Annotated in this window: 23 protein-coding genes; 12 read left to right on the forward strand and 11 right to left on the reverse strand. The window is 39.3% G+C overall.

Annotated features, from left to right (window positions below; genetic code table 11):
- The first annotated feature begins 201 nt into the window (after positions 1-201).
- Both I585_RS20835 and msrA read left to right on the forward strand, forming a co-directional pair.
- A complete protein-coding gene (locus tag I585_RS20835; RefSeq protein ID WP_010741387.1) occupies positions 202-1,302 on the forward strand; it encodes an LCP family protein in 1,101 nt (366 codons plus the stop codon).
- 127 nt (positions 1,303-1,429) lie between these two features.
- Positions 1,430-1,954, forward strand: a complete 525-nt coding sequence (gene msrA, locus I585_RS20840; protein ID WP_010741386.1) for a peptide-methionine (S)-S-oxide reductase MsrA — start codon at positions 1,430-1,432, stop codon at positions 1,952-1,954.
- Here the strand turns inward: msrA and I585_RS20845 are convergent.
- Positions 1,951-2,553, reverse strand: a complete 603-nt coding sequence (locus tag I585_RS20845; protein ID WP_081631766.1) for a prepilin peptidase — start codon at positions 2,551-2,553, stop codon at positions 1,951-1,953. The two genes, msrA and I585_RS20845, sit on opposite strands and share 4 nt — an antisense overlap.
- Positions 2,554-2,752: 199 nt before the next feature.
- Between I585_RS20845 and I585_RS20850 the strand changes: the two genes are divergently transcribed.
- On the forward strand, positions 2,753-3,220 hold the full coding sequence (locus I585_RS20850) for a Dps family protein (protein ID WP_010741384.1): 468 nt from the start codon (positions 2,753-2,755) through the stop codon (positions 3,218-3,220).
- A gap of 52 nt (positions 3,221-3,272) precedes the next feature.
- On the opposite strand, the gene I585_RS20855 is transcribed toward I585_RS20850, so the two are convergent.
- From I585_RS20855 to I585_RS20865, 3 genes are all read right to left on the reverse strand, one after another.
- The gene (locus tag I585_RS20855) at positions 3,273-3,977 is read right to left on the reverse strand and encodes a hypothetical protein (RefSeq protein ID WP_010741383.1); all 705 of its coding nucleotides are present in this window, start codon (positions 3,975-3,977) and stop codon (positions 3,273-3,275) included.
- Positions 3,970-5,499, reverse strand: a complete 1,530-nt coding sequence (locus tag I585_RS20860; RefSeq protein WP_010741382.1) for a DUF1538 domain-containing protein — start codon at positions 5,497-5,499, stop codon at positions 3,970-3,972. The genes I585_RS20855 and I585_RS20860 overlap by 8 nt, the downstream gene beginning before the upstream one ends.
- A 97-nt stretch (positions 5,500-5,596) precedes the next feature.
- On the reverse strand, positions 5,597-6,346 hold the full coding sequence (locus I585_RS20865) for a MurR/RpiR family transcriptional regulator (protein WP_010741381.1): 750 nt from the start codon (positions 6,344-6,346) through the stop codon (positions 5,597-5,599).
- A gap of 147 nt (positions 6,347-6,493) precedes the next feature.
- On the opposite strand from I585_RS20865, the gene pfkB reads away from it, so the two are divergent.
- The 4 genes from pfkB to lacD are packed head-to-tail and all read left to right on the forward strand — an operon-like array spanning position 6,494 to position 10,311.
- Positions 6,494-7,444 (forward strand): 1-phosphofructokinase, encoded by a 951-nt coding sequence (gene pfkB / locus I585_RS20870; RefSeq protein ID WP_010741380.1) that lies wholly within the window; start codon positions 6,494-6,496, stop codon positions 7,442-7,444.
- The gene (locus tag I585_RS20875; RefSeq protein WP_010741379.1) at positions 7,426-8,868 is read left to right on the forward strand and encodes a PTS fructose transporter subunit IIC; all 1,443 of its coding nucleotides are present in this window, start codon (positions 7,426-7,428) and stop codon (positions 8,866-8,868) included. The genes pfkB and I585_RS20875 overlap by 19 nt, the downstream gene beginning before the upstream one ends.
- Before the next feature lie 13 nt (positions 8,869-8,881).
- Positions 8,882-9,340, forward strand: a complete 459-nt coding sequence (locus I585_RS20880) for a fructose PTS transporter subunit IIA (protein WP_010741378.1) — start codon at positions 8,882-8,884, stop codon at positions 9,338-9,340.
- A complete protein-coding gene (gene lacD / locus I585_RS20885; protein WP_010741377.1) occupies positions 9,337-10,311 on the forward strand; it encodes a tagatose-bisphosphate aldolase in 975 nt (324 codons plus the stop codon). Before I585_RS20880 ends, lacD begins: the two co-directional genes overlap by 4 nt.
- A 39-nt stretch (positions 10,312-10,350) precedes the next feature.
- On the opposite strand, the gene argH is transcribed toward lacD, so the two are convergent.
- A complete protein-coding gene (argH, locus tag I585_RS20890) occupies positions 10,351-11,721 on the reverse strand; it encodes an argininosuccinate lyase (RefSeq protein WP_010741376.1) in 1,371 nt (456 codons plus the stop codon).
- Between the two features lie 332 nt (positions 11,722-12,053).
- Entirely contained in the window at positions 12,054-13,262 is a 1,209-nt protein-coding gene (locus tag I585_RS20895) for an argininosuccinate synthase (protein WP_010741375.1), read from the reverse strand.
- A gap of 352 nt (positions 13,263-13,614) precedes the next feature.
- On the opposite strand from I585_RS20895, the gene rplM reads away from it, so the two are divergent.
- Both rplM and rpsI read left to right on the forward strand, forming a co-directional pair.
- Positions 13,615-14,043: a 50S ribosomal protein L13 gene (gene rplM, locus I585_RS20900; RefSeq protein ID WP_034709665.1), complete on the forward strand. Its 429-nt coding sequence runs from the start codon at positions 13,615-13,617 to the stop codon at positions 14,041-14,043.
- A gap of 16 nt (positions 14,044-14,059) precedes the next feature.
- Positions 14,060-14,452, forward strand: a complete 393-nt coding sequence (gene rpsI, locus I585_RS20905) for a 30S ribosomal protein S9 (protein ID WP_010741373.1) — start codon at positions 14,060-14,062, stop codon at positions 14,450-14,452.
- Between the two features lie 218 nt (positions 14,453-14,670).
- Here the strand turns inward: rpsI and I585_RS23580 are convergent, their stop codons facing one another.
- The 3 genes from I585_RS23580 to I585_RS20920 are packed head-to-tail and all read right to left on the reverse strand — an operon-like array spanning position 14,671 to position 16,537.
- Positions 14,671-15,105, reverse strand: a complete 435-nt coding sequence (locus tag I585_RS23580; RefSeq protein WP_010741372.1) for a DUF6608 family protein — start codon at positions 15,103-15,105, stop codon at positions 14,671-14,673.
- Positions 15,098-15,556, reverse strand: coding sequence for a LytTR family DNA-binding domain-containing protein (locus I585_RS20915; RefSeq protein WP_010741371.1), 459 nt, complete (start codon positions 15,554-15,556; stop codon positions 15,098-15,100). Before I585_RS20915 ends, I585_RS23580 begins: the two co-directional genes overlap by 8 nt.
- Positions 15,557-15,574: 18 nt before the next feature.
- Positions 15,575-16,537, reverse strand: a complete 963-nt coding sequence (locus I585_RS20920; RefSeq protein ID WP_010741370.1) for an alpha/beta hydrolase — start codon at positions 16,535-16,537, stop codon at positions 15,575-15,577.
- A gap of 327 nt (positions 16,538-16,864) precedes the next feature.
- On the opposite strand from I585_RS20920, the gene I585_RS20925 reads away from it, so the two are divergent.
- From I585_RS20925 to I585_RS20935, 3 genes are read left to right on the forward strand one after another with little or no spacing between them, the layout of a single operon-like run.
- Positions 16,865-17,272 carry a MarR family winged helix-turn-helix transcriptional regulator gene (locus I585_RS20925; protein WP_010741369.1) on the forward strand — a complete coding sequence of 136 codons (408 nt, stop codon included), beginning with the start codon at positions 16,865-16,867 and terminating at the stop codon, positions 17,270-17,272.
- A 13-nt stretch (positions 17,273-17,285) separates the two neighbouring features.
- Complete coding sequence (locus tag I585_RS20930; protein ID WP_010741368.1) at positions 17,286-17,924, forward strand: nitroreductase family protein; 639 nt, start codon at positions 17,286-17,288, stop codon at positions 17,922-17,924.
- Between the two features lie 15 nt (positions 17,925-17,939).
- Positions 17,940-18,227 (forward strand): putative quinol monooxygenase, encoded by a 288-nt coding sequence (locus tag I585_RS20935; RefSeq protein WP_010741367.1) that lies wholly within the window; start codon positions 17,940-17,942, stop codon positions 18,225-18,227.
- 248 nt (positions 18,228-18,475) lie between these two features.
- On the opposite strand, the gene I585_RS20940 is transcribed toward I585_RS20935, so the two are convergent.
- On the reverse strand, positions 18,476-19,912 hold the full coding sequence (locus tag I585_RS20940) for a hypothetical protein (RefSeq protein ID WP_010741366.1): 1,437 nt from the start codon (positions 19,910-19,912) through the stop codon (positions 18,476-18,478).
- A 154-nt stretch (positions 19,913-20,066) separates the two neighbouring features.
- Positions 20,067-20,768, reverse strand: a complete 702-nt coding sequence (locus I585_RS20945; RefSeq protein ID WP_010741365.1) for a helix-turn-helix domain-containing protein — start codon at positions 20,766-20,768, stop codon at positions 20,067-20,069.
- Positions 20,769-21,200: the final 432 nt, after the last annotated feature.

Here is a 21,200-nt window from a genome sequence, read left to right on the forward strand (position 1 = left end):
AGAAAGACCACAAGATTCAAAAGAATCTTGTGGTCTTTTTATTTTCGCGCTATTATAAGAAGGTATCTGACAAAATGACAGCGATCACTTTGATCAGATATTAAATTTCGTTTAGAGCAATAAACAAATACTATTGTAATGAGACGATTTATGAGAAAATGACGGAAACCATACAGCTATGTAAAATTTTTGAGGTGCTACATGAGCAGAACAAAGAAAATCATCTTGATTGTCGTGGGAATAATCGTGATACTTGTCGGTGGTGCAACCGCCTACTTATTAAAAGTAAATAATGATGTTGATCAGGCAATCAGTAAAATGACCAAAAAGGTCAACTATAAAAGCAGCCGTTCAGATGCAGTTGATTTGAAAAGTGAAGAACCTTTCTCAATTTTATTAATGGGCACAGACACGGGGGACAAGGGGAGAACGTACCAAGGTCGTTCAGATTCCATGATGGTTGTGACCATCAATCCTAAGAAGAAACAGACATTGATGACTAGTCTAGACCGAGATATCTATACACAGATTGTCGGTTATAAGGGTGATGATGATAATTATGTCGCAAAAGGTGATACTTATTATGATAAATTAAACGCCGCGTATTCGTTAGGCGGTACTAAGATGGCGATTGAGACTGTTCAAAAAATGATGGATATTCCCATTGATCATTATGTTGAGATCAATATGAAAGGGTTAAAAACCTTAGTTGATGCTGTTGGCGGAATCGAGGTAGACAATAAAATCGATTTTACTTTAGATGGTGTACATGTGAAGAAGGGCAAACAGGTCTTAGATGGCAGACATGCCTTGGAATACGTTCGAATGCGTCACGAGGATCCAAAAGGTGACGTGGGGCGGCAGGCGCGGCAGCGAGAAATTTTATCAAAAATTGTTCATAAAATGCTTTCGGTTAATTCAGTGACGAAGTATAAAAAATATTTGCATGCAGTAGAAGATTACGTGCGGACAGACTTGAGCTGGAGCGAAATGCTGACAGTGGCAAAAGATTACACACCGGCTGCAGAAAATATCAAACAGACGCAAGTTGAAGGCCAAGGTGAGATGATCAATGATATTTACTTCCAAGTATTAGGCTTAAAAAATCTATTGGAAGAACAGAACATCTTGAAGAAACAACTGGAGTTGCCTACGAAAAAGAAATTGCCGAATCTGGATGAGGAGGATGACAATCAACTCTTCTTTGATGATAGTGATGTAGATAAGATCAGTGCAGGCACACATTATGATTATACTGGGTATGGAAAAATTATTTATCCAATTGATCCCGATAATTATTAGGAATAATGAATGGCAAGAGAGCGCGACCTGAAATGGTCCGCTTTCTTTTTTTTTAGGAAGGAGTTGAGCAGAATCGTTTCAATTTTTCAAAAAATGGTTATGATGAAAGCACAAGGGGGAGTATAAGATGACAGAAGAAAAAGCAATATTTGCCGGCGGATGTTTCTGGTGTATGGTGAAACCCTTTGATCAAATGCCTGGTATTAAAAGCGTTGTTTCCGGGTACACTGGCGGACATGTACCCAATCCAACTTATGAAGAGGTCGGCAGCGGTACAACAGGTCATACGGAAGCTGTAGAAATTACTTTTGACCCGATGGTTATCTCATATCAGCAGTTAGTTGAGATTTATTGGCAGCAAACAGATCCTACCGATGCTTTTGGACAATTTGCCGATCGTGGGGATTCGTATCGTCCAGTGATTTTTTATTCTTCTCCAGAACAAAAAGAAACGGCGGAAGCATCGAAGGAACGTTTGCAAAATAGTGGTCGTTTCAAAGATCCGATCGTTACTACGATTGAACCAGCACAAGCCTTTTATCCTGCAGAAGATTACCACCAAGATTTTTATCGAAAAAATCCGGACCATTACAACGCGTATAGCGAAGGATCCGGACGTAAAGGCTTTATTCGTCAACATTGGAATGCCTAACGATCTTTTAAAAGTATAAATAAAAGCCCAACAAATAAAAAAGGTACAAAAGGTAGCTGCTCGGGTATCTTTTTGCGCAAGGCCTGACAGCCGAAAAAAGTCAGACCACTGAACGAGGCAATAAATAAGACTTGTAAAAGTTCGTAACTAGATAAAAAGAAACTCCATAATCCAATTATCCAAAGATCTCCCAAACCTAAGCTGTTTGGGAGTATTTTTTGGCTAAGGTAGAACAAAGCACATATAATCAGCGGTTGAGTCCAAGAGAGTTGGAATAGAAAAGTTCCGCTAATCAATAAAATAATTCCGGTTGACCAAAAGATAGACATTTCTACAATTAAAAAATCCCAATCGATTATGGCTAAAACCAATGAACTCAACACCCAAAATAACTGCCAAAGCTTGATCCAAGTAAAATTCTGTAAAAAGATTAAAAAGAGCAGACCGCAAAACAGCTCCAACCAGAAACTCCGTGTAGAGAATTTTTGCCGACAGTAAGTGCAATGAAAATTTTGACGTAATGCTGAAAATAATGGAATCATTTCGATAGGGCGGAGCTTATGCTTGCAATGATCACAATGAGAAGGTGGATAAAGTATAGATTCGTTTCAAGGTATACGGGTGCAAACGACAGCCAAGAAAGATCCGATGACTGTGCCAAAAATGAAATGTATGATCGTGTTCACCTCCCTTTTTCAATAAGATACGAAAAAGAGGCAATTTCCCAGCATTTTCTTTGTGCTTTTGCCATAATTGTATTATGCTTTTAATGGAGTATAAATTAGGAGGTATGTAGGAATGAAATTCGAAAAAACAAAAGAAGTATTGAACCAACTAGTTGCAGACTTGAGTCAAATGTCCATGGTCATTCACCAAACACATTGGTATATGCGCGGCCCTGGTTTCTTGACATTACACCCAATGATGGATGATTTCATGGATGACGTGAACGATCAATTGGACGAAATTTCAGAACGCTTAATTACTTTAGACGGTTCACCTTACTCAACATTACGTGAAATGGCTGACCAAACAAAAATCCCAGACGAAATCGGACGTTGGGATCGTACAATGGAAGAACGCTTAGCTACGCTTGTTGAAGGCTACCGCTATTTAGCAGACCTTTACCAAAAAGGAATCGACGTAACTGGTGAAGAAGGCGATGATCCAACACAAGATATCTTCATCGAATTCAAAACAGCGACTGAAAAACGCATTTGGATGATCCAAGCACACCTAGGAAAAGCTCCAGAAATTGATGCTTAATTCAATTGAAAAGAGGCGCACATCTTTAATGATGTGTGCCTCTTTTTTCTTGTTATTGAGGAATATCAGTACTTAAACCAATGACGCCATCGACCGGAATGGAAATCAAAATCCCTTGTGCTTCACTAAGCAGACCGCATTGTTCGCCAATGGCTTTCATGATTGCCATTTTTTTGTCTTGTTCTACTAAAATATAAACCATTTCTTTTTCAGGCTGAATACTGATGCCCCATTTTTTCATGGTTTCTTGCGAGTCTAGGCGACGCGCGTGGACAACAGTACCGCCAGCCGCGCCAGCAGCAGTGGCAGCAATCATGACTTCTTCACTGAACCCTTGGTTGATCGTCACCATTAGTAAACTGTATTTAGCATCTTGGATCATCTGCTTTTCCTCTCTCTCCATGTGTTTTTGGATTTTTTCATGCATTTCTGAATCTAAAAGTTTCATGACATAGGTGCTCGCTCCAGAAATGGGGAAAGTAAAAGCACACCCTCTGTTTGGTTTATGAAGGCCTAAGCCTTCGCCCAAGGCCGCGAATAAATCTGGTACACATTTCTTTAATACAGGACAGACAAAGATCGCTTTTTCTGAGGAGCCTAAACCTAAATAGTCCATGACTTCATTGGTAGCGGTCCCTTCGCCCATACACAAATATTGGACCGGTGTATTTTGAGCATCAAAAATGGCATGGGCTTTTTTCTTATCTTTGTGGTCTATAATCAATATCAACATTCGAACTGCCGGTTTATTATGCATCCTCTTCAGTGTCCTCCCATTCTTCAATTTCATTAAGTTCTTCTATAGCCAAATCAGCTTCTTGAGCAGCCTTATTTTCTTGCCACTTATAAACGATCCCCATGATCTGAATAGCAATCAACGGCGTCAATGCAACAAGCGCGACTACACCGAAAGCATCGGCCATGATATTTCCATCTAACGCTTCACTGACTCCGATACAAAGAGGAAGCAGAAACGTGCTGGTCATCGGTCCGCTAGCAACACCGCCGGAGTCAAAGGCGATCCCGATAAATATTTTAGGAACGAATCTGGAAAGGAGCAGCGCGATAAGATAGCCAGGGATTATGATCCAATAAATACTAACGCCAGTAATAGAACGCATCATAGCAAGCCCAACACTGACTGCGACTCCAATGGAAAGACACAAGTTCATGGCAGAGGCTGAAATCGATCCGCCAGTGACGTTTTCGACTTGATGATTCAACACTTGAATAGCCGGTTCGGCTTTTACGATAAAATAGCCGATCAACATCCCAATTGGAATCAACAGCCACTTATATTTACTTGCGGCCAGTTCTCCGCCAAGCAGGCTTCCGACCGGCGCAAATCCGATACTTACACCAGTTAGAAAGAGTACGAGTCCAATATAGGTATAAATAAGGCCGACGATCATTCGGATGTATTGTCTGTGATGGTAACGACGACTGATAAGCTGAAAAACAAAAAATAAGAACGCGATCGGCAGCATAGAGATGAAAACCTCTTTAGCAAAATGAGGCAGTTCCAGCATGAACTCACGCATGACATCTTGGGTGGTGCTTACATTAAGAAATTCTGTCGGCGTATAAGCAGCATCTGTGGGCTGAAAGAAAATACCTAACAGCAACACCGCTAAAATAGGGCCGATACTGGAAATCGCTACTAAACCAAAGCTGTCGTCGGAGGCGTGCTTATCGCTACGAACGGATGCAAGCCCGACCCCTAAAGCCAGGATGAACGGCACAGTAATTGGTCCAGTAGTAGCCCCTCCTGAGTCGAAAGCTACAGGCACGAAATCATTGGGTGTTAGAAAGGAGAGTAAGATGACAACAGAGTATAGCACCGTCAGTATGAGGGATAGATTGATTTTGAACAAGATTCGTAAAACGGCGATCGTTAAACAAATACCGACCCCAACGGCTACAGTCCAAACCAATAAATTACTGGGAATAGCAGGCATTTGATCTGCCAATACTTGCAGATCAGGCTCTGCAATAGTAATAACAGCTCCGATAATGAAAACACTGAAGGCCAGTATACCTATTTTTTTACTTTTTGAAAGCTGAATACCCATTCCTTCACCAAGGGGTGTCATGGACATCTCTGCACCTAATTGGAAGAACCCCATGCCAATGATCAGCATAACAGCTCCCATTAAAAACATCGCGAAGGTTCCTATTTCCATAGGGACCAAAAAAACACTAACGGCTAGAACGGTAATTGTGATCGGCAGAACGGCCGACAAAGACTCTGAAATATTTTCTTTTAGTTTTTGATTCATCGATTCACTCCTTTTTCTTTTCTATCTGGAGGAAGGTTGTCTATACAGACTGTTTGTACCTAAAAGTCATATTTCCTCTTTAGTGAATAAGCTATTTTCAATTATCAGTGACCCGTAAAGCATAGGAATCAAGTAAAATTCGTGCAATGATCTGCAACGGCAATCGCGAACGAACCTCATAATCAGGAAAGTAAGAACCTTCGGATTTGAAACCAACCAAAGCGATCTCACAATAATTCATCAAGCTGGAAGAGTTATTTGCCGTCAGCAAAATTGAACCGATTTCCGCGTCGTAGCAATTTTTAGCTGCGACGACGAGTTCTTTGGTTTCGCCGTTTAGAGAAATAAAGATCACGATGTCGCGCTTATTGAGCTTACGACTGATATTTTTAATGATCTCTGGATCGGTATGCATCTGACAGTTTTTACCAGTCAATTGAAACTTCACCATCATTTCCTGTCCGATCATCTCTGAAAAACCCCGCGCAAAAATAATCACTCGTTCCGCGAACTTGATCTTTTGGATCGCATCTTCAATATTGCCGATCTCCATCATGTTGATCGTACGAACGACCTCTTGTTCATTTTTTAGAATCGCTCGCCGAATTCCTTTATCGACCTTATCTAATGAAGAAAAATTAATATTTTTATTCTCTTGCTCCTTTAAATGGTGCTTAAAGGCGGTGAATCCTTCGTACCCCTTCTTTTTCATCGTGCGGACGATCGTTGCTGTCGAAACATTGGCTTGCTCGCTAAGTTTGACGATGGAGTAATTAGGAATCTCAAGAATATGGCTTTCAATAAAATCCCAGAGGTATTGTTCAGTGTCGCTTAACTTATGTTCCATGGTCTCAATAACCTTCTTTCAACATATCACTAGTTAAAAAGTATCACGTTTCGTAAAAAGATGTAAAGCTTTTCAGGAAATTGACCGGAATGTGAAAACCTTTTCGGTGAGTCATGCCCCATAATAAAGACAAGGAGGTCATCACTCATGTCTATCTATACATGCACTATGAATTTAGCGATTGATCTATTTATTGAAACCGACACAATGAATCCTTTTACTGTAAATCGAACGAAGGATGATGATATCCAAGCAAATGGAAAAGGAGTGAATGTCTCACTCATATTAAAGATGCTGGGCGTCGCCACCACAGCATTAGGATTTCGGGCGGGTTTTACAGGAAATTATATCGAGGATTACTTGCACGAAAAAGTGATTTCTACAGATTTTATTGAGGTTCCAGGGATGACTCGTATCAATGTATTCACGCAAGTTAATCAGACACAGGAGGAATACAAGCTAGTCAATCAAGGACCGGAAATACCGATGGAAAAGGTTCAAGCCTTTTTAGAACAGATTAAGGGGTTGCAAGCGGGGGATCATCTCTGTATCTCAGGGAGTTTGCCAAGAGGAGTGGAGCCAAAGATACTTGTTGAAATCAGCCGCATCTGCCATGAGCGAGATGTTCACTTGATCATTGACAGCAGTTATCAGGAAGTGATGGATTGTTTGCCTTATCAACCGTTTTTGCTAAAGCCGAATGAAGAGGAATTGGAGTCTTGGTTTGGACAAGTGATCGATACAGAAGAAGCCTATTTATTTTATGGGCAGCAGTTATTAGCAGCAGGCGCGCAAAATGTGTTGTTATCTCTTGGTGGAGAAGGAGCCATTTTTTTCACACAAAATAAAATTATTCGAGGAAATTCGCCAAAAGGGAAAGTAGTCAACACAGCTTGTGCCGGAGACACGTTGTTGGGAACATTTCTAGCGGGGTATTTGACAGATCAGCCGCTGGAAGATACGTTGCGAAAGAGTTTAGCGGCAGGAAGCTCAACGGCTTTTCGCAAAGGACTGACTGATTTTTCGGATGTGGATGAGTTAAGCAAAGAAATTGAAATCAAAGAAGAGAGGGTAAAAACATGGGGAATTATCAATTAATAGCAGCAACAGGCTGTCCGACAGGAATTGCACACACATACATGGCTCAAGAGGCTCTGGAACAGGCGGCTAAGAAAAAAGGGGTCACGATCAAAGTCGAAACGCATGGGCAAATCGGTGTTGAGAATGAGTTAACAGCGGAAGAGATCAAAAATGCAGATGCCGTGATTATTGCCGCAGATAAAGATGTTCATCCGGAACGCTTCGCGGGAAAACGAATTATCGATGTTTCCGTTAGTACGGGGATCAAGGATGCGGAGCGCTTGATTGATGATGCATTGGCTGGAAAAGGTTCGATTGCAGCAGAGAATGATGCCGTGGATGCTTTAGAACAGGAAACAGGGAGTAATACTAGTTTTGGTCGCAGTATTTATAAAAATCTGATGAACGGCGTTTCGCACATGCTGCCTTTTGTAGTTGCAGGCGGGGTGTTGATTGCCATTTCCTTTGCCGTTTGGGGGATTTATTCATTTGATCCCGATAATGCGCAGTATAACGCTACAGCCGCAATGCTAAAAGCAGTCGGTGATGCAGCAATGGGCATGATGGTTCCCGTGTTGGCCGCATACATTGCTGAAGGAATCGCAAAACGGCCGGGATTAGTCGTTGGTTTTGTCGGCGGGATTGTCGCGATGAATGGCGGTACTGGATTCTTAGGCGGAATTTTAGCCGGATTCTTAGCTGGATACTTCATTTTATTCTTGCAAAAAATCTTAGATGTTTTACCAAAACAGCTGGATGGCTTGAAGGCAATCTTCTTATATCCAGTCATTGGTGTAGCGGTTATTGGGATCGTTATGTCTTTATTGGCGGGGCCAATGAAAGCAGTTAACGAAGGAATGATGAGCTTCTTAGCGGGATTTGAAAATTCGAATCCGTTGATTCTTGGTGTAGTAGTGGGATGTATGTGTGCCTTTGACATGGGCGGACCAATCAATAAGGCAGCTTATGTAACGGGCACGGCGTTATTGGCGCAAGGCAATACAACCTTCATGGCCGGTGTTTCAGCAGCGTGTATCGCGCCGCCGTTGATTACAGGGTTTGCGACATTGTTCTTTGGAAAATATTTCGATACGAATGACCGCAATGCTGGATTGGTTAACTTTATTTTGGGCTCGACACATATTACTGAAGGTGCGATTCCATTCGCAGCAAAAGATCCAATTCGCGTACTGCCAACAATGATGCTAGGTTCGTCGATCGCAGCGGTCTTAACATATATGTTTGGTGTACAAGTACCTGCTCCTCATGGCGGATTCCTAGTGCTGCCAGTCGTGACTGGTAAACTCCAATGGGTGTTTTCGATTCTGATTGGTTCGATCGTCGGCGGCGTAATTTTAGGCTTTATCCAAAAGAGCAGTGTTGCTGCGAAAGAAAAGAAAGCGAACGCCGAACAAGCAGATAAATCGGTAATCACAGAATAGCGAGGGATCAAGAATGGGAATTATTCAAGAAGAAAAAATCTTTTTAAATCAAACAATGACCACGCAAGAAGAAGTCTTTGAATTTTTAGCTAGGCAAGCAAAAGGTTTAGCGATCTCAGAGGATGAACAGCAGGTCTATCAAAAACTTGTTGAACGAGAAAATGAAGGGACCACCGGCATGATGGATGGCTTTGCGATTCCTCATGCAAAGGATCAGTCAATCAGTGAACCGAGTATCATCATTGTAACGCTGGCTGAAGGGATTGAATGGAACAGCTTGGACGGTCAATCAATCAATTTTGTGATTGCGCTGTTTATCCCGGATTCAGAGGCGGGCACAACACACTTGAAATTACTATCAGCGGTCGCACGGTTGTTGATGAGAAATGAAGTAACGGAAAAATTAAAGACAGCCCAAACAAAAACGGAAATCGCAACACTACTAAATGAAAAAATAGGTGAGAATGAATGAAGACAATCAGTGCAGGGAAAAAGGCTTATTTAAAACAAATGACGAATGACGAGGGGATTATTGGTGCTTTAGCTATTGATCAACGTGGTGCGTTGAAAAAAATGATCGGCAAATACAAGGAAGCAACCACAGAGGATGTAATCAAGTTCAAAGAATTGGTCTCTCAGCAGTTGACGCCATATGCCTCCGCAATCTTGTTAGATCCGGAATATGGTCTTCCAGCCGCAGAGGTTCGCGACAACGATTGCGGTCTGTTGCTGGCTTACGAAAAAACGGGTTATGATGCAACAACACCTGGTCGTTTGCCAGATGTACTGAATGTTTGGTCAGTTAAACGGTTGAAAGAATCTGGAGCCGACGCCTGCAAGTTTCTACTATATTATGATGTCGATGAGCCTGATGAAATCAATGAGCAAAAACGAGCGTATATGGAACGCATCGGATCAGAATGTACGGCGGAAGATATTCCGTTCTTCTTAGAGATTGTTTCCTATGATGCGGAAATTACGGATACGACTTCATTGGATTATGCAAAGGTGAAACCACGAAAAGTGATTGAAGCGATGCGGGAATTTTCAAAGGAACGTTACCAAGTCGATGTTTTAAAAGTAGAAGTGCCAGTAAATATGAACTTTGTTGAAGGATATGGTCAAGAGATCGGCTACAGTCAATCAGAGGCAGCGGCCTACTTCAAAGAACAGTCCGAAGCAACGGATTTGCCATTCATTTTCTTAAGTGCAGGTGTTAGTGCTGAACTATTCCAAGAAACCCTACGCTTTGCGAAGCAATCAGGCTCTAGCTTTAACGGAGTCTTATGCGGCCGGGCAACTTGGGCAAACGGTGTGGAGTCGTTTGTGAAAGAGGGCGAAGCATCAGCGATCGACTGGTTATCCGATCAAGGAAAGCGGAATATCGAAGAATTGAATGCAGTATTAAAAGAAACTGCGACTTCTGTTTATACCAATGTATAAGAAAACGACTACCCGCGATGGGTAGTCGTTTTTTTCGTCTTATAAAGCTGTCTTCGCCAATTGAATTTGCTTTTTGACTTGGTCGAAACCGGTACCGCCTAATGAGTGCCGGCGAATTACCGCTGTTTTGGAGGCCAATGTATCATAGATATCTTCTTCGATGATTGAATTGATCGCTTGATATTCTTCTAGTGGGACGTCTTGCAAATAAATACCTTTTTGAGTGCAGGCCAATACCAGCTTTCCGACAATTTCGTGTGCTTGACGGAAAGGAATCCCTTTTGCGGCCAAATAGTCGGCCAACTCAGTTGCATTTGAAAAGTCTTTTTCAGTCGCATCATGCATCGTCTGTGTGTGCACCTTCATAGTATCAATCATGCCGGCCATGATGTCTAAGCTCGTAGCGACAGTGTGGACGGTATCAAACATTCCCTCTTTGTCTTCTTGCAGGTCTTTGTTATAAGCCAGCGGCAGCCCCTTTATGACCGTTAGAAGGCCAACTAAGTCACCAAAGACACGTCCTGATTTACCACGGATCAATTCCGCCATGTCAGGATTTTTCTTTTGCGGCATGATCGAGCTGCCCGTCGAAAAAGTATCTGTCAGCTCGACAAATTTGAATTCATGGCTGCACCAGAGAATGATCTCTTCGCAAAAACGGGAAAGATGCATCATCAAGATCGAACTGTTGCTTAAAAATTCAAGAATGAAATCGCGGTCGCTGACTCCATCGAGACTGTTCATATAAAGATCCGCAAAACCCAGCTTGTCCGCGGTCATCTGACGATCAATCGGGAAAGTCGTACCCGCCAAAGCAGCACAGCCTAGCGGTGAAATGTCCACGCGCTTCATACTTTCCTCAAGGCGAGACTGATCACGCGTCAGCATGCCGTAATAGGCCATCAAGTGATGCCCAAAAGAAATTGGCTGCGCATGCTGCAGGTGCGTATAGCCGGGCATGATTGTTTCAACATGTTCTTCGGCCTTATTGACTAAGACCGCGCGAAAATGCTGAACCTTCTCAATAATTTCATTTAAATGTTCCTTCAAATATAAATGCATATCGGTAGCGACTTGATCATTTCGGCTGCGGGCAGTATGGAGTTTTCCGGCGACGGGTCCGATCTCGTCGTGAAGCATTTTTTCTAAGTTCAAATGAATGTCTTCATTTTCAATAGTAAAGGTTAATTCATCCTTCGCAGCCTTTTCAGCCAATATATTTAGACCAACAGTGATCTGCTGCGCTTCTTCTTTTGTGATAATGCCTGTTTCACCAAGCATTTTGACATGTGCTAAACTGCCGGTGATATCTTGTACAGCTAGTTGCTGATCAAAGGGAATCGAGGCACCGAATGCATCAATCCATGCTTCATTTTTTCCATCAAAACGTCCGCCCCATAATTTTGCCATCGTTTTATCCTCGCTTTTATCTATAGATTTTTAACAAAAAAGACCGTCGCAACGGTCTTTTCTTGACTATAACGGATAATCATAGTCTTTCTTTTTCTCTAGCATGCAGACTAACTCTTTATGAGAATTTTCGAGAGCTGAACGAGCCTGCGCAGCTTTGATTTTAGGGAGGAGGCATCTTTTCAGATACCTCAGGATGAAAACATTGCTGGTTTCCTTATTTCCTGACAGGAAAAGAAACTCACCTAGAGCAATGGCAAGATGTGAAACCGGACGGCCTTATTTACCGGCAAGTAAAAGCCGCCTCACATCTGGTTTCTCTTGCACTTTCATTAAATGCTTGGTTGTTTCTTCTCAGCTTGGACCTCAGCGTTTACCTTCGTTGGCAAGCCCCAAAGTTTGATGAAGCCGATCGCTGCATCTTGATCGAATGTATCGGCAGACGTATAAGTCGCCAAGTTTTCGTTGTATAAGCTGTTGTCAGATTTACGTCCTTCTACGATCACATTGCCCTTGAATAATTTCACACGCAATACGCCGTTTACGACTTCTTGTGATTGCTTCAAGAAAGCGATCAAAGCATCCATCGTCGGATTGAACCATAGACCGTCATAGATCATTTGGCATAATTGTTGTTCAATGACTGGTTTGAAATGAGCCATCTCACGAACAAAGGTCAAATCTTCTAATTCTTTATGTGCTTTCATCAAGACTTCCGCACCTGGACATTCATAAACTTCACGCGACTTGATACCAACTAGACGATTTTCAATGTGATCGATTCTGCCGATACCGTGTACGCCGGCGATCGTATTCAGTTTCATGATTAAAGTAGCTAAAGATAATTCTTCACCATCTAATGCAGTTGGTACACCTTTTTCAAAGGTAATTTCAACGATGGTTGGCTTATCTGGTGTTTCTTCTAATTCTGCGGTAATAGCGTAGGCTCCAGCAGGCGGAGTAGCCCAAGGATCTTCTAATACGCCGCATTCACAAGCACGGCCCCATAAGTTTTGGTCAATCGAATAGGGATTGTCTAAGTCCGCCGGGATCGGCACCCCTTTTTCAGCCGCATAATTGATTTCTTCTTCACGCGACCATTTCCATTCACGGACTGGCGCAATGATCTTCAAATTCGGATCAAGGGCAGCGATGGAAACTTCAAACCGAACTTGGTCATTTCCTTTTCCGGTACATCCGTGGGCGATCGTAGTCGCTCCAGTTTTGTGAGCGAGCTCAACCAGTTTCTTCGAGATAAGTGGGCGAGACAAAGCAGAAACCAATGGGTAAGAATTTTCATAGTAGGTATTGCCTTGCAATGCGACCAATACGAAATCTTGTGAGAACTCTTCACGAGCGTCGATAGCATAAGATTCTGATGCGCCAACTTGTAATGCTTTATTTTTAATAAATTCGGTGTCGCGACCTTCTCCGATATCTAAACAACATGCAATCACGTCGTAGCCTTCATCGACAAGCCATTTAATTGAGACTGAAGTATCTAATCCACCTGAGTATGCTAAAATCACTTTTTCTTTCATCCTGATTGCTCCCTTATCGCTTTTTCATTAAATTCTAATTAATGTGTTGAAGTCATATTAGCACCGTAAAATACAAAAAGCAAGCACTTTTTAAATATTTATGCAAAATAATTTTGAATTTACGTGTCTTTATTCATTTTAAGATGTATAAGACAAACTATTATGAATAGTAGAAGGAACAAAGAGAAATGAAAATATTTTGCGTTTTCAAAGAGAAAAACATTGACATGGCAAGGCTTTGCAAGTATTATGGTAAATGGTATTGTTTGCCCCATGAGAGCCCCGGAAACTCAAGTGTTTGTCAAACATTCGAAATTGAAATTGGAGGAAAAAAAACGTGCGTACAACATATATGGCTAAGCCAAACGAAGTAGAACGTAAATGGTACGTAGTAGACGCGACTGATGTTCCTTTAGGACGTCTTTCAACTGTAGTTGCATCTGTACTACGCGGTAAAAATAAACCAACATTCACACCACATGTAGATACTGGTGATTTTGTAATTGTAATCAATGCGGATCAAATCAAATTAACAGGTAACAAAGCAGCTGACAAGATTTATTACCGTCACTCAAACTTCCCTGGTGGATTGAAATCAGTCTCAGCAGGCGAATTGCGTGCTAAAAATTCTCGCCGTTTGATCGAAACTTCTGTTAAAGGTATGCTTCCTAAAAACACTTTAGGTCGCGCTCAAGGCATGAAACTTCACGTTTACGGTGGAGCAGAACATCCACATGCAGCACAGCAACCAGAAGTTTTAGACATCACAAACTTAATTTAAATAGGAGGGAAATTCATTGGCACAAGTTCAATATAGCGGCACAGGCCGTCGTAAAAATGCAGTTGCTCGCGTACGTTTAGTACCAGGAACTGGTAAAATTACTGTAAATAAAAAAGACGTTGCAGAATACATCCCACATGCTGACTTACGTTTAGTAATCAACCAACCATTTGGCGTTACTGAAACAACAGGTTCATATGATGTATTTGTAAACGTTGATGGCGGAGGTTACGCAGGTCAAGCCGGCGCTATCCGTCATGGTATCTCACGCGCTTTATTAGAAGTAGATCCTGATTTCCGTGCACCATTAAAACGCGCTGGATTACTTACTCGTGATTCACGTATGGTTGAACGTAAAAAACCAGGTCTTAAAAAAGCCCGTAAAGCTTCACAGTTCTCAAAACGTTAATATATTTTATATATCGACATTCAAGACACTTTCCAATTTTTGGGAGTGTCTTTTTTTTTCGGAAATTCCCACCAATTCCCCACTATTGATTCTGATAAGTGGCTTAAAGGCAAAGTCAGCAGGGGGAAATCTAAAAAAAAGCTGCATATTCACTTAAATAAAAAATTAAGTGGATACGCAGCTTCTCTAGTTGAAATATTTTTTTGTTTTAATTTATTTCATCGTATCGAATTATTCTGGCTCGTCTGAATTTCTTCCAGTAATCGATTCTGTTTACGAACATCAATATGCAGTCCGACATAATAAGCGATTGCGCCAATGATGTAGATAATTGTAAAGGAAGAGAAAGCACCGAAGTAGCTGTTCTCGTGTAATTCTTCAAAAAAGCTGCTAATCCAAATAGTCAAAAATACCAGCAGCATCGCTCCAACATATTGCAAAACAATCATCGACAACGGTGACAAGCGTTCCAACAACGGATGCGTGTACAAGATGCTCACTGCAATAGTGGTGCAGATAAATTTGAACAGTAGGCTGGAGAAATCATCACGACCATCGTAAAACAGGCGATCATAGAGGGTCGTTCCTAAGGAAATAATCGTATAGCTGACGCAAATCACTGTCAGCATTTCTTTTAAACGATTTTTAGTCATGTAAAATACCTCGTACTTTCTTTAAGTAGTTTTGAAAAATTTTGCGATAATAACGACTGATGACAAGTTCTTCCTGGTTATTCAAAACCACTTTCAGCCGCATATTGGCTTCTGATTTCACTCTTTCTATTTGCTGAATGTTGACGATATTGGCTTTACTAATGCGGCAAAAACCATGTTTGGACAAAGCGGATTCAAGAAAGGTTAGGCTTCCTTGGATTTGGTAAACTTGTTTCCTTAAGTACGCAAAGGTCTTTTTATCGACAGTATCAATATAAAAGATTTCCTCTAGTGACAGAAGTACCTGTTCACCATCCTCTAACCCAAAAAGCTGGGGGACGGAATCCTCCAGCAATTGGCGGACTTTCTCAATTTGCTCGGTCATTTCACGATAGTAAATTTCTGTTCGGTCTTCTTCAAGAGCGTCCTCTTGAAATAATTTGATCCGCATAGTTCAGCTCCAATTCAATCAGTTATTTTGTAAAAATTGCATAACAGCAGCTGTGTACTCTTCTTTTTGGTCGAGCATGCCTTTAATGTGCTCAGCGTTGATGGAAACGAGTTCCTTATCCTCTGCTGCAACATTCTCATATAAAGAAGTAACCTTTTCAGGAAGGCATACGTCATCTTGCTCACTTTTGATAACAAGTGTTTTAATTTCATTATATTTTTGTTGTTCGGTGATTTCAACATCTTTAAAGGTAAAGCCGTAGTTTAGCTTCATATAGAAGTTCCCACAAGCAACAACATAAGGGAATGGGATATCTTCAGTATCTTCCATGCCTTGCCAAACTCCGGCAAACATTTCCTCCATACTATAAACTGGCGAATCCATAATTACAGCATCCACATGCTTCGCCGCATGTTCAGTCGCTGCATACATCCCAGCAGTTGCGCCGCCCATTGACTGACCGTGAACGACAATTTGTTTATCCAAATTTATTTTTTCTGCATAATCTACGATCGCATGTACGTCCATTCGTTCTAAGTAGCCAAAAGTGACCAAAGGATCTTCATTATCACCATGTCCGCGCATATCAAAGGTCAACACGTTCCAGCCATTTTCCAAGTAAATTTCTGCTAAAGGGGAAAGAAAAATGTTATCTCCACCTGCGCCATGAATCAAAATTGCAGTATCTTTAGCCTTATCGCCATCCGTGCTGAAAGAGGTTACTGGAAAAGTATTACCATCTTCAGCCTCCAAGTGAAAAGTCTCTCCTGAGTATTTTGCATTAAATTGCTCTAAATCATAGCCCCATTCCTTCAACTGCACTAAACTATTTTTCTTTGTATCATTTCCTTTGTTTTGGTAAAACAAGCCTTCTGTTACCATCTTCCCAAAATAGTAGCTGGCCCCAATTCCAGCGATTAAAATAATCCCTAATAAAATACTTACACCGATGATGATTTTCTTTTTGATTGATTGTTTCATTTTCTTCTCCTCCGTAACGTTCTTTTTATCTTTAAAGTCATCATATGTGACTGGAAAATGGTTTTCCACCGAATTTTCCTTTGTTGCATTTTGGAGGAGCTGAGTTGCAATTTTTTTGGAAATAACTTCGAAAGAAAATTTTTTTCATATTTTTTACTGAATGAGCAATTGACTCATGTGCCATTAAAAATCCAAAGAAAATAAAATCGAAAAAAGAAATTTCTTTTTTATAGGCTGAATCAGAGCAAAACACTTTCCAAAAAAAGAAAAATATTCTATATTTGACTAGTCAACTGTTGATCAGTCAAATATAGAGAGGAGCATGTAATGAATCTAAGACAAATAAGTAAGCTTTTTTATCAATTGAAACTTGCCAACCAGGAACTGACAAGGAAATTTGAAAAAAGAACCGGTTTTAGTATTACTCGATATGAATTAATGATGTTCTTAAAGGAGAACGGCCCCTGTTCTCAAACAATATTACAAAACGAACTAAAGATAGATAGCGCTGCAGTTACTAGACATCTAAAGATATTAGAAGAAAAAAATTATGTGATTCGCGAAAGAAATAAAGAGAATAATCGAGAAGTCTTTGTGCGGATAACGAATCAAGCAGCAAAAGAATTAGAGCAATGCGAAAAAGAACATAGTCAGTTGGATAAACAAGAAATGTTGCCGCTAAGTGAAACAGAAGAGGAAACATTGCTTGAATTGTTAACAAAATTAGTAAAGTAAAAGAGGAAAAAACATGTCAAAAGAATTTGTAACTAATGATTTTTCAGAAATTACATTCGGCAGAAAATCTGTCCGTGAGTACGATGAAACCTTTAAAATTTCTCATGAAGAAATGCTTGAAATGATTCAAGAAGCAACGACCGCTCCATCATCAGTTAATATGCAGCCTTGGCGTTTTGTCGTGGTTGAAAGTGAAGAACAAAAAGCAAAATTAAAACCGCTGATTCGTTTTAATACACGTCAGAATGCTACATCCTCGGCAATGGTATTGATTTTCGGTGATATGCTGTGCTATGAGTTTGGAGAAGAAATTTATGATCAAGCAGTAGCAGAAGGGAAAATGCCGCCAGAAGTAAGAGATCAACAATTGGAAGCGATTATTCCTTATTACAAGAGTTTTACTAAAGAACAAATGAATGATGTGGTAAAAATCGATTCTAGTTTAGCAGCGATGCAGTTTATGTTAATTGCTCGTGCGCATGGCTATGAAACAAATCCAATTGGTGGATTTGAAGAAGATTTATTGGCCGAAGCATTTGGGTTAGACAAAGAACGCTATGTTCCAGTAATGATTCTTTCAGTAGGAAAAGCAACAGAAGCAGGGTATACATCTGTTCGACTACCAGCAGAAAAAATTACTGATTTCAAATAGAAATTGGAGAATATGATGAAAATTATTCAAGCAACTTTTTATATTAAAAATGAAAAAAGAGAAGATTTCTTAAAGGATGTACTGCCCTTGATTCAATCTGCAAGACTAGAAGAGGGCTGCCTAAAGTATCACCTGTACGAATCGATTGAAGAGAAAAATCAATTTGTGATGGTGGAGAACTGGGAAAACCAAGAGGCAATTAACAGACACAATGAGAATCCATTATTAAAACAGTTATTTGCTAACTTGAAAGAATATGTTGAAAAACCAACAGACCTAACTATTTCTAATAAGGAAGATTAACAAGGCCGGTCATTCATCATTGTCAATCGTTTTAGTTGTTTTACATAAGTTAATCTCAACTGTCAGCTAATAAGGCCTCAATGTCGATTTTTTGAGATTGAGGCCTTATTTTTGTTCATTTTTTCTATTTTTTTATCCGTAATTATAAATTTTAAGGAAAAGTATTGCGAATTTATCAGGTATCTAGTGAAAGAAAGATCACTAACTAAAGTAAATAGAAGTGGATACATCTTTTAAGAACTCTATATTTACTGTTTTGTTAATACGCAGGAAAAAATATAGTTAGAGATATCTTTTAGATCATTGGTTAGATTGTTGATAGAAATTGGTAGGATGAACTTTTTTTCTTGATCTAAAAGGCAGCGTTCACAGACGATAAAGCAATTTATATTGAAAAACAATTCTGGAATTTCGTCAATGGAGTAATAGATTTCGTCATTGATAAAAAAATAATTCTCAGAAATGATCTTGTTTATATTATTCCGAAACAGCATATGAGAGTATTCGTCTTTAGCAACAAGAATTATCGGCGTTTTCTTTTTTTCACCTTTTTTTAGGATGGGCATGACTAAATGGCAGAACTGTAAAATGATGGATTCCGACATCGTTATATTGGACAAAAAATTGTCTTTCAACCATAACCTGATTGTCTGGCTAACTTTTTCTTTTATGTACCGATCGCTACAGTTTGTAAAGTAGTATTGATTAAGTAAAAATTCATTAATTCCTAAGGAGGTCGTATAAACTAGATCCATTAATGGTTTTTCAAACTCAATTTCACCTAATAGATTCATTTCAAAAGCCGCTTCAAAATTTCTGATTAGTTGGACAACAGAAGGATAACTTTTCAGTAATCTGTTTCTATAGTATTGATAATCAACTTCGATTAACCGATAACTATCTGGATTATAAGGCAAATTTTTATAGATTAAAGAAATGAAGGCAATATTTCCATCGTCTATGTCCAAATCATGTTGTAGGAAACAAGTTTTAATACTATTAAAAATAATACCTGTTTTTAAAAACATAATAGTTTCATCATCTATCGCAAGAGTCTCTTTTTTATTGATACTCAAGAAAATGGCATATTGTAAATAAAGCAGGCTTTTTTTGCTGAATCTGTTTTTTAAAAGTTCTCCCAGATCATGGGCTATTTGTTCGGATTTTAAAAATAGCGGCTGATTATTTAACTCGCTAGTACCGATTCCTCTCATCCAGATGGTCAAAAACAGATAGCGTAATTTTAAATGATTCTCAAAGTTTACTTTGCCTTTGGAGTTGGTTCCTAAACTTTGTATAAAATACCTTTCGGCCTTTTTTTTTAAATTAAATACTTTTGTCACTGAAATAAATTCTTCTTCAGAAATGGCAGTATAGTTATTTTTTCCTAAAAGATATCGATAGCAAACTTTTAAGAAAGGAGAGTCCGCATAGAGCTTACGTACCAACTCATAACAACTTGTGTCTTGTTTGAAATGAAAAGACAACTCAGATCGAGAAATTGAATAGGAAACGATATCATCTTCCAATTTTGAAGCTATTTTTTGACAATCTTTCTTAATAGTATTAAAACTAGCATTCATATTTTCTGCAAGCTCACCAATCTTGACCGGCCTGCATTCATACAATACATATGTAATTTTAACTCTACGTATAATATCTTTTTCTATAAAGTTGTCTATCAATTGATTGTCTCCTTACGCTATTAAATCCAGGAAAATGTCAATAAAGAATGAGCAAGTCGTCTTTCTTTGTATTACTTAGGTGCAACAATTAAAGCTGTTGGTAATTAAAGAGTAGCAGCTTCCGTTTTTCGTTTGGAATGAAAGCGACCGCTGTTTAATCGAGATAATTTTTCACTTCATTAAATAACAGATCGCCTAAAAAATATCCCTTATTCCAAGAGGTGATCAATTCACCCTCAGGAAAGTTATAAGTGGAAAGTTTCTTTCTAATACGATTCGTTAAATTGGAAAGCTGACACAAGTTTGATTTTGTTACTTGCGTTTCCCAGAGTAATGAACAGAGTTTTTCTCGGGAAAGGATCGCGCCATCTTTTTGAAATTGATACAAATGGTAGAGTAACTTCTTTTCATTAGAAGAGAGACTAAAAAAGAAGGTCTCTGAATTTATGTCAATTTTTGAATTAGTCCTTTTTTCACTAGAAGGATATATCGATTGTTTACTCGTCAATTTAGCGATTTTTTCAATGATTCCCAAATTTGAAGTTACCGGATCAATCCAATCATCGATTTCATCAAATAGATAGGAAAGTTCTGTCTGTTTCAAATGTTCAGGATTTCCCTTTCTTAAAATGAAAAGACCATTTTGCTTGAAGGTAGAATAATATTTTGAAACCTCTAAAGTGGAAATTGTATCACTAAAAATGACCACCGAGAAATAGCTGATCACTTGTGGAAAGTGCTGTGCATCCAACATCAAATCATATGAGCAATATACTTCTGCATTTGAACGTTGCAGAACAGCTTGTAAATCTTGTTCCGCTAATAAATTCTTTGTTATAATCAATACCTTTGTCATAATAATCGCTCCCAATAATAAATTAGCTCATGTAAGAAAAGTACTATATAGCGACTAATCCAATAAATGATAACTAATTCTTCGTATTTTTATTTGGTATCATCTTAAAAATACATTATCAAAAAAAGATCGATTATTTTTTCCTTTTTTTTAACTTTTTTAATTCGGAAATTAAATTTTAAAACAAAATACATTTAAAATTGTAAGAATAATCGATTATTTGCCATTATTTATAAAGGCGATGCTATAAACTAATCGATTATTAGTCATTCTGATTAATAAAATAAGCATGAAAGATTATTCAAACGTCTAGTAAACGAATCATTTTCAACGACTTATCTCAACATAAATCACTCTAGGTTTATAACGAAAGTTTACGTGTTTCGCTATTTAGTTGGAAGCGTTTTTTCTTGTATTACTTTTTTGTTAGTT

The organism is Enterococcus malodoratus ATCC 43197 (genome assembly GCF_000407185.1).
Classification (GTDB): Bacteria; Bacillota; Bacilli; order Lactobacillales; family Enterococcaceae; genus Enterococcus_A; species Enterococcus_A malodoratus.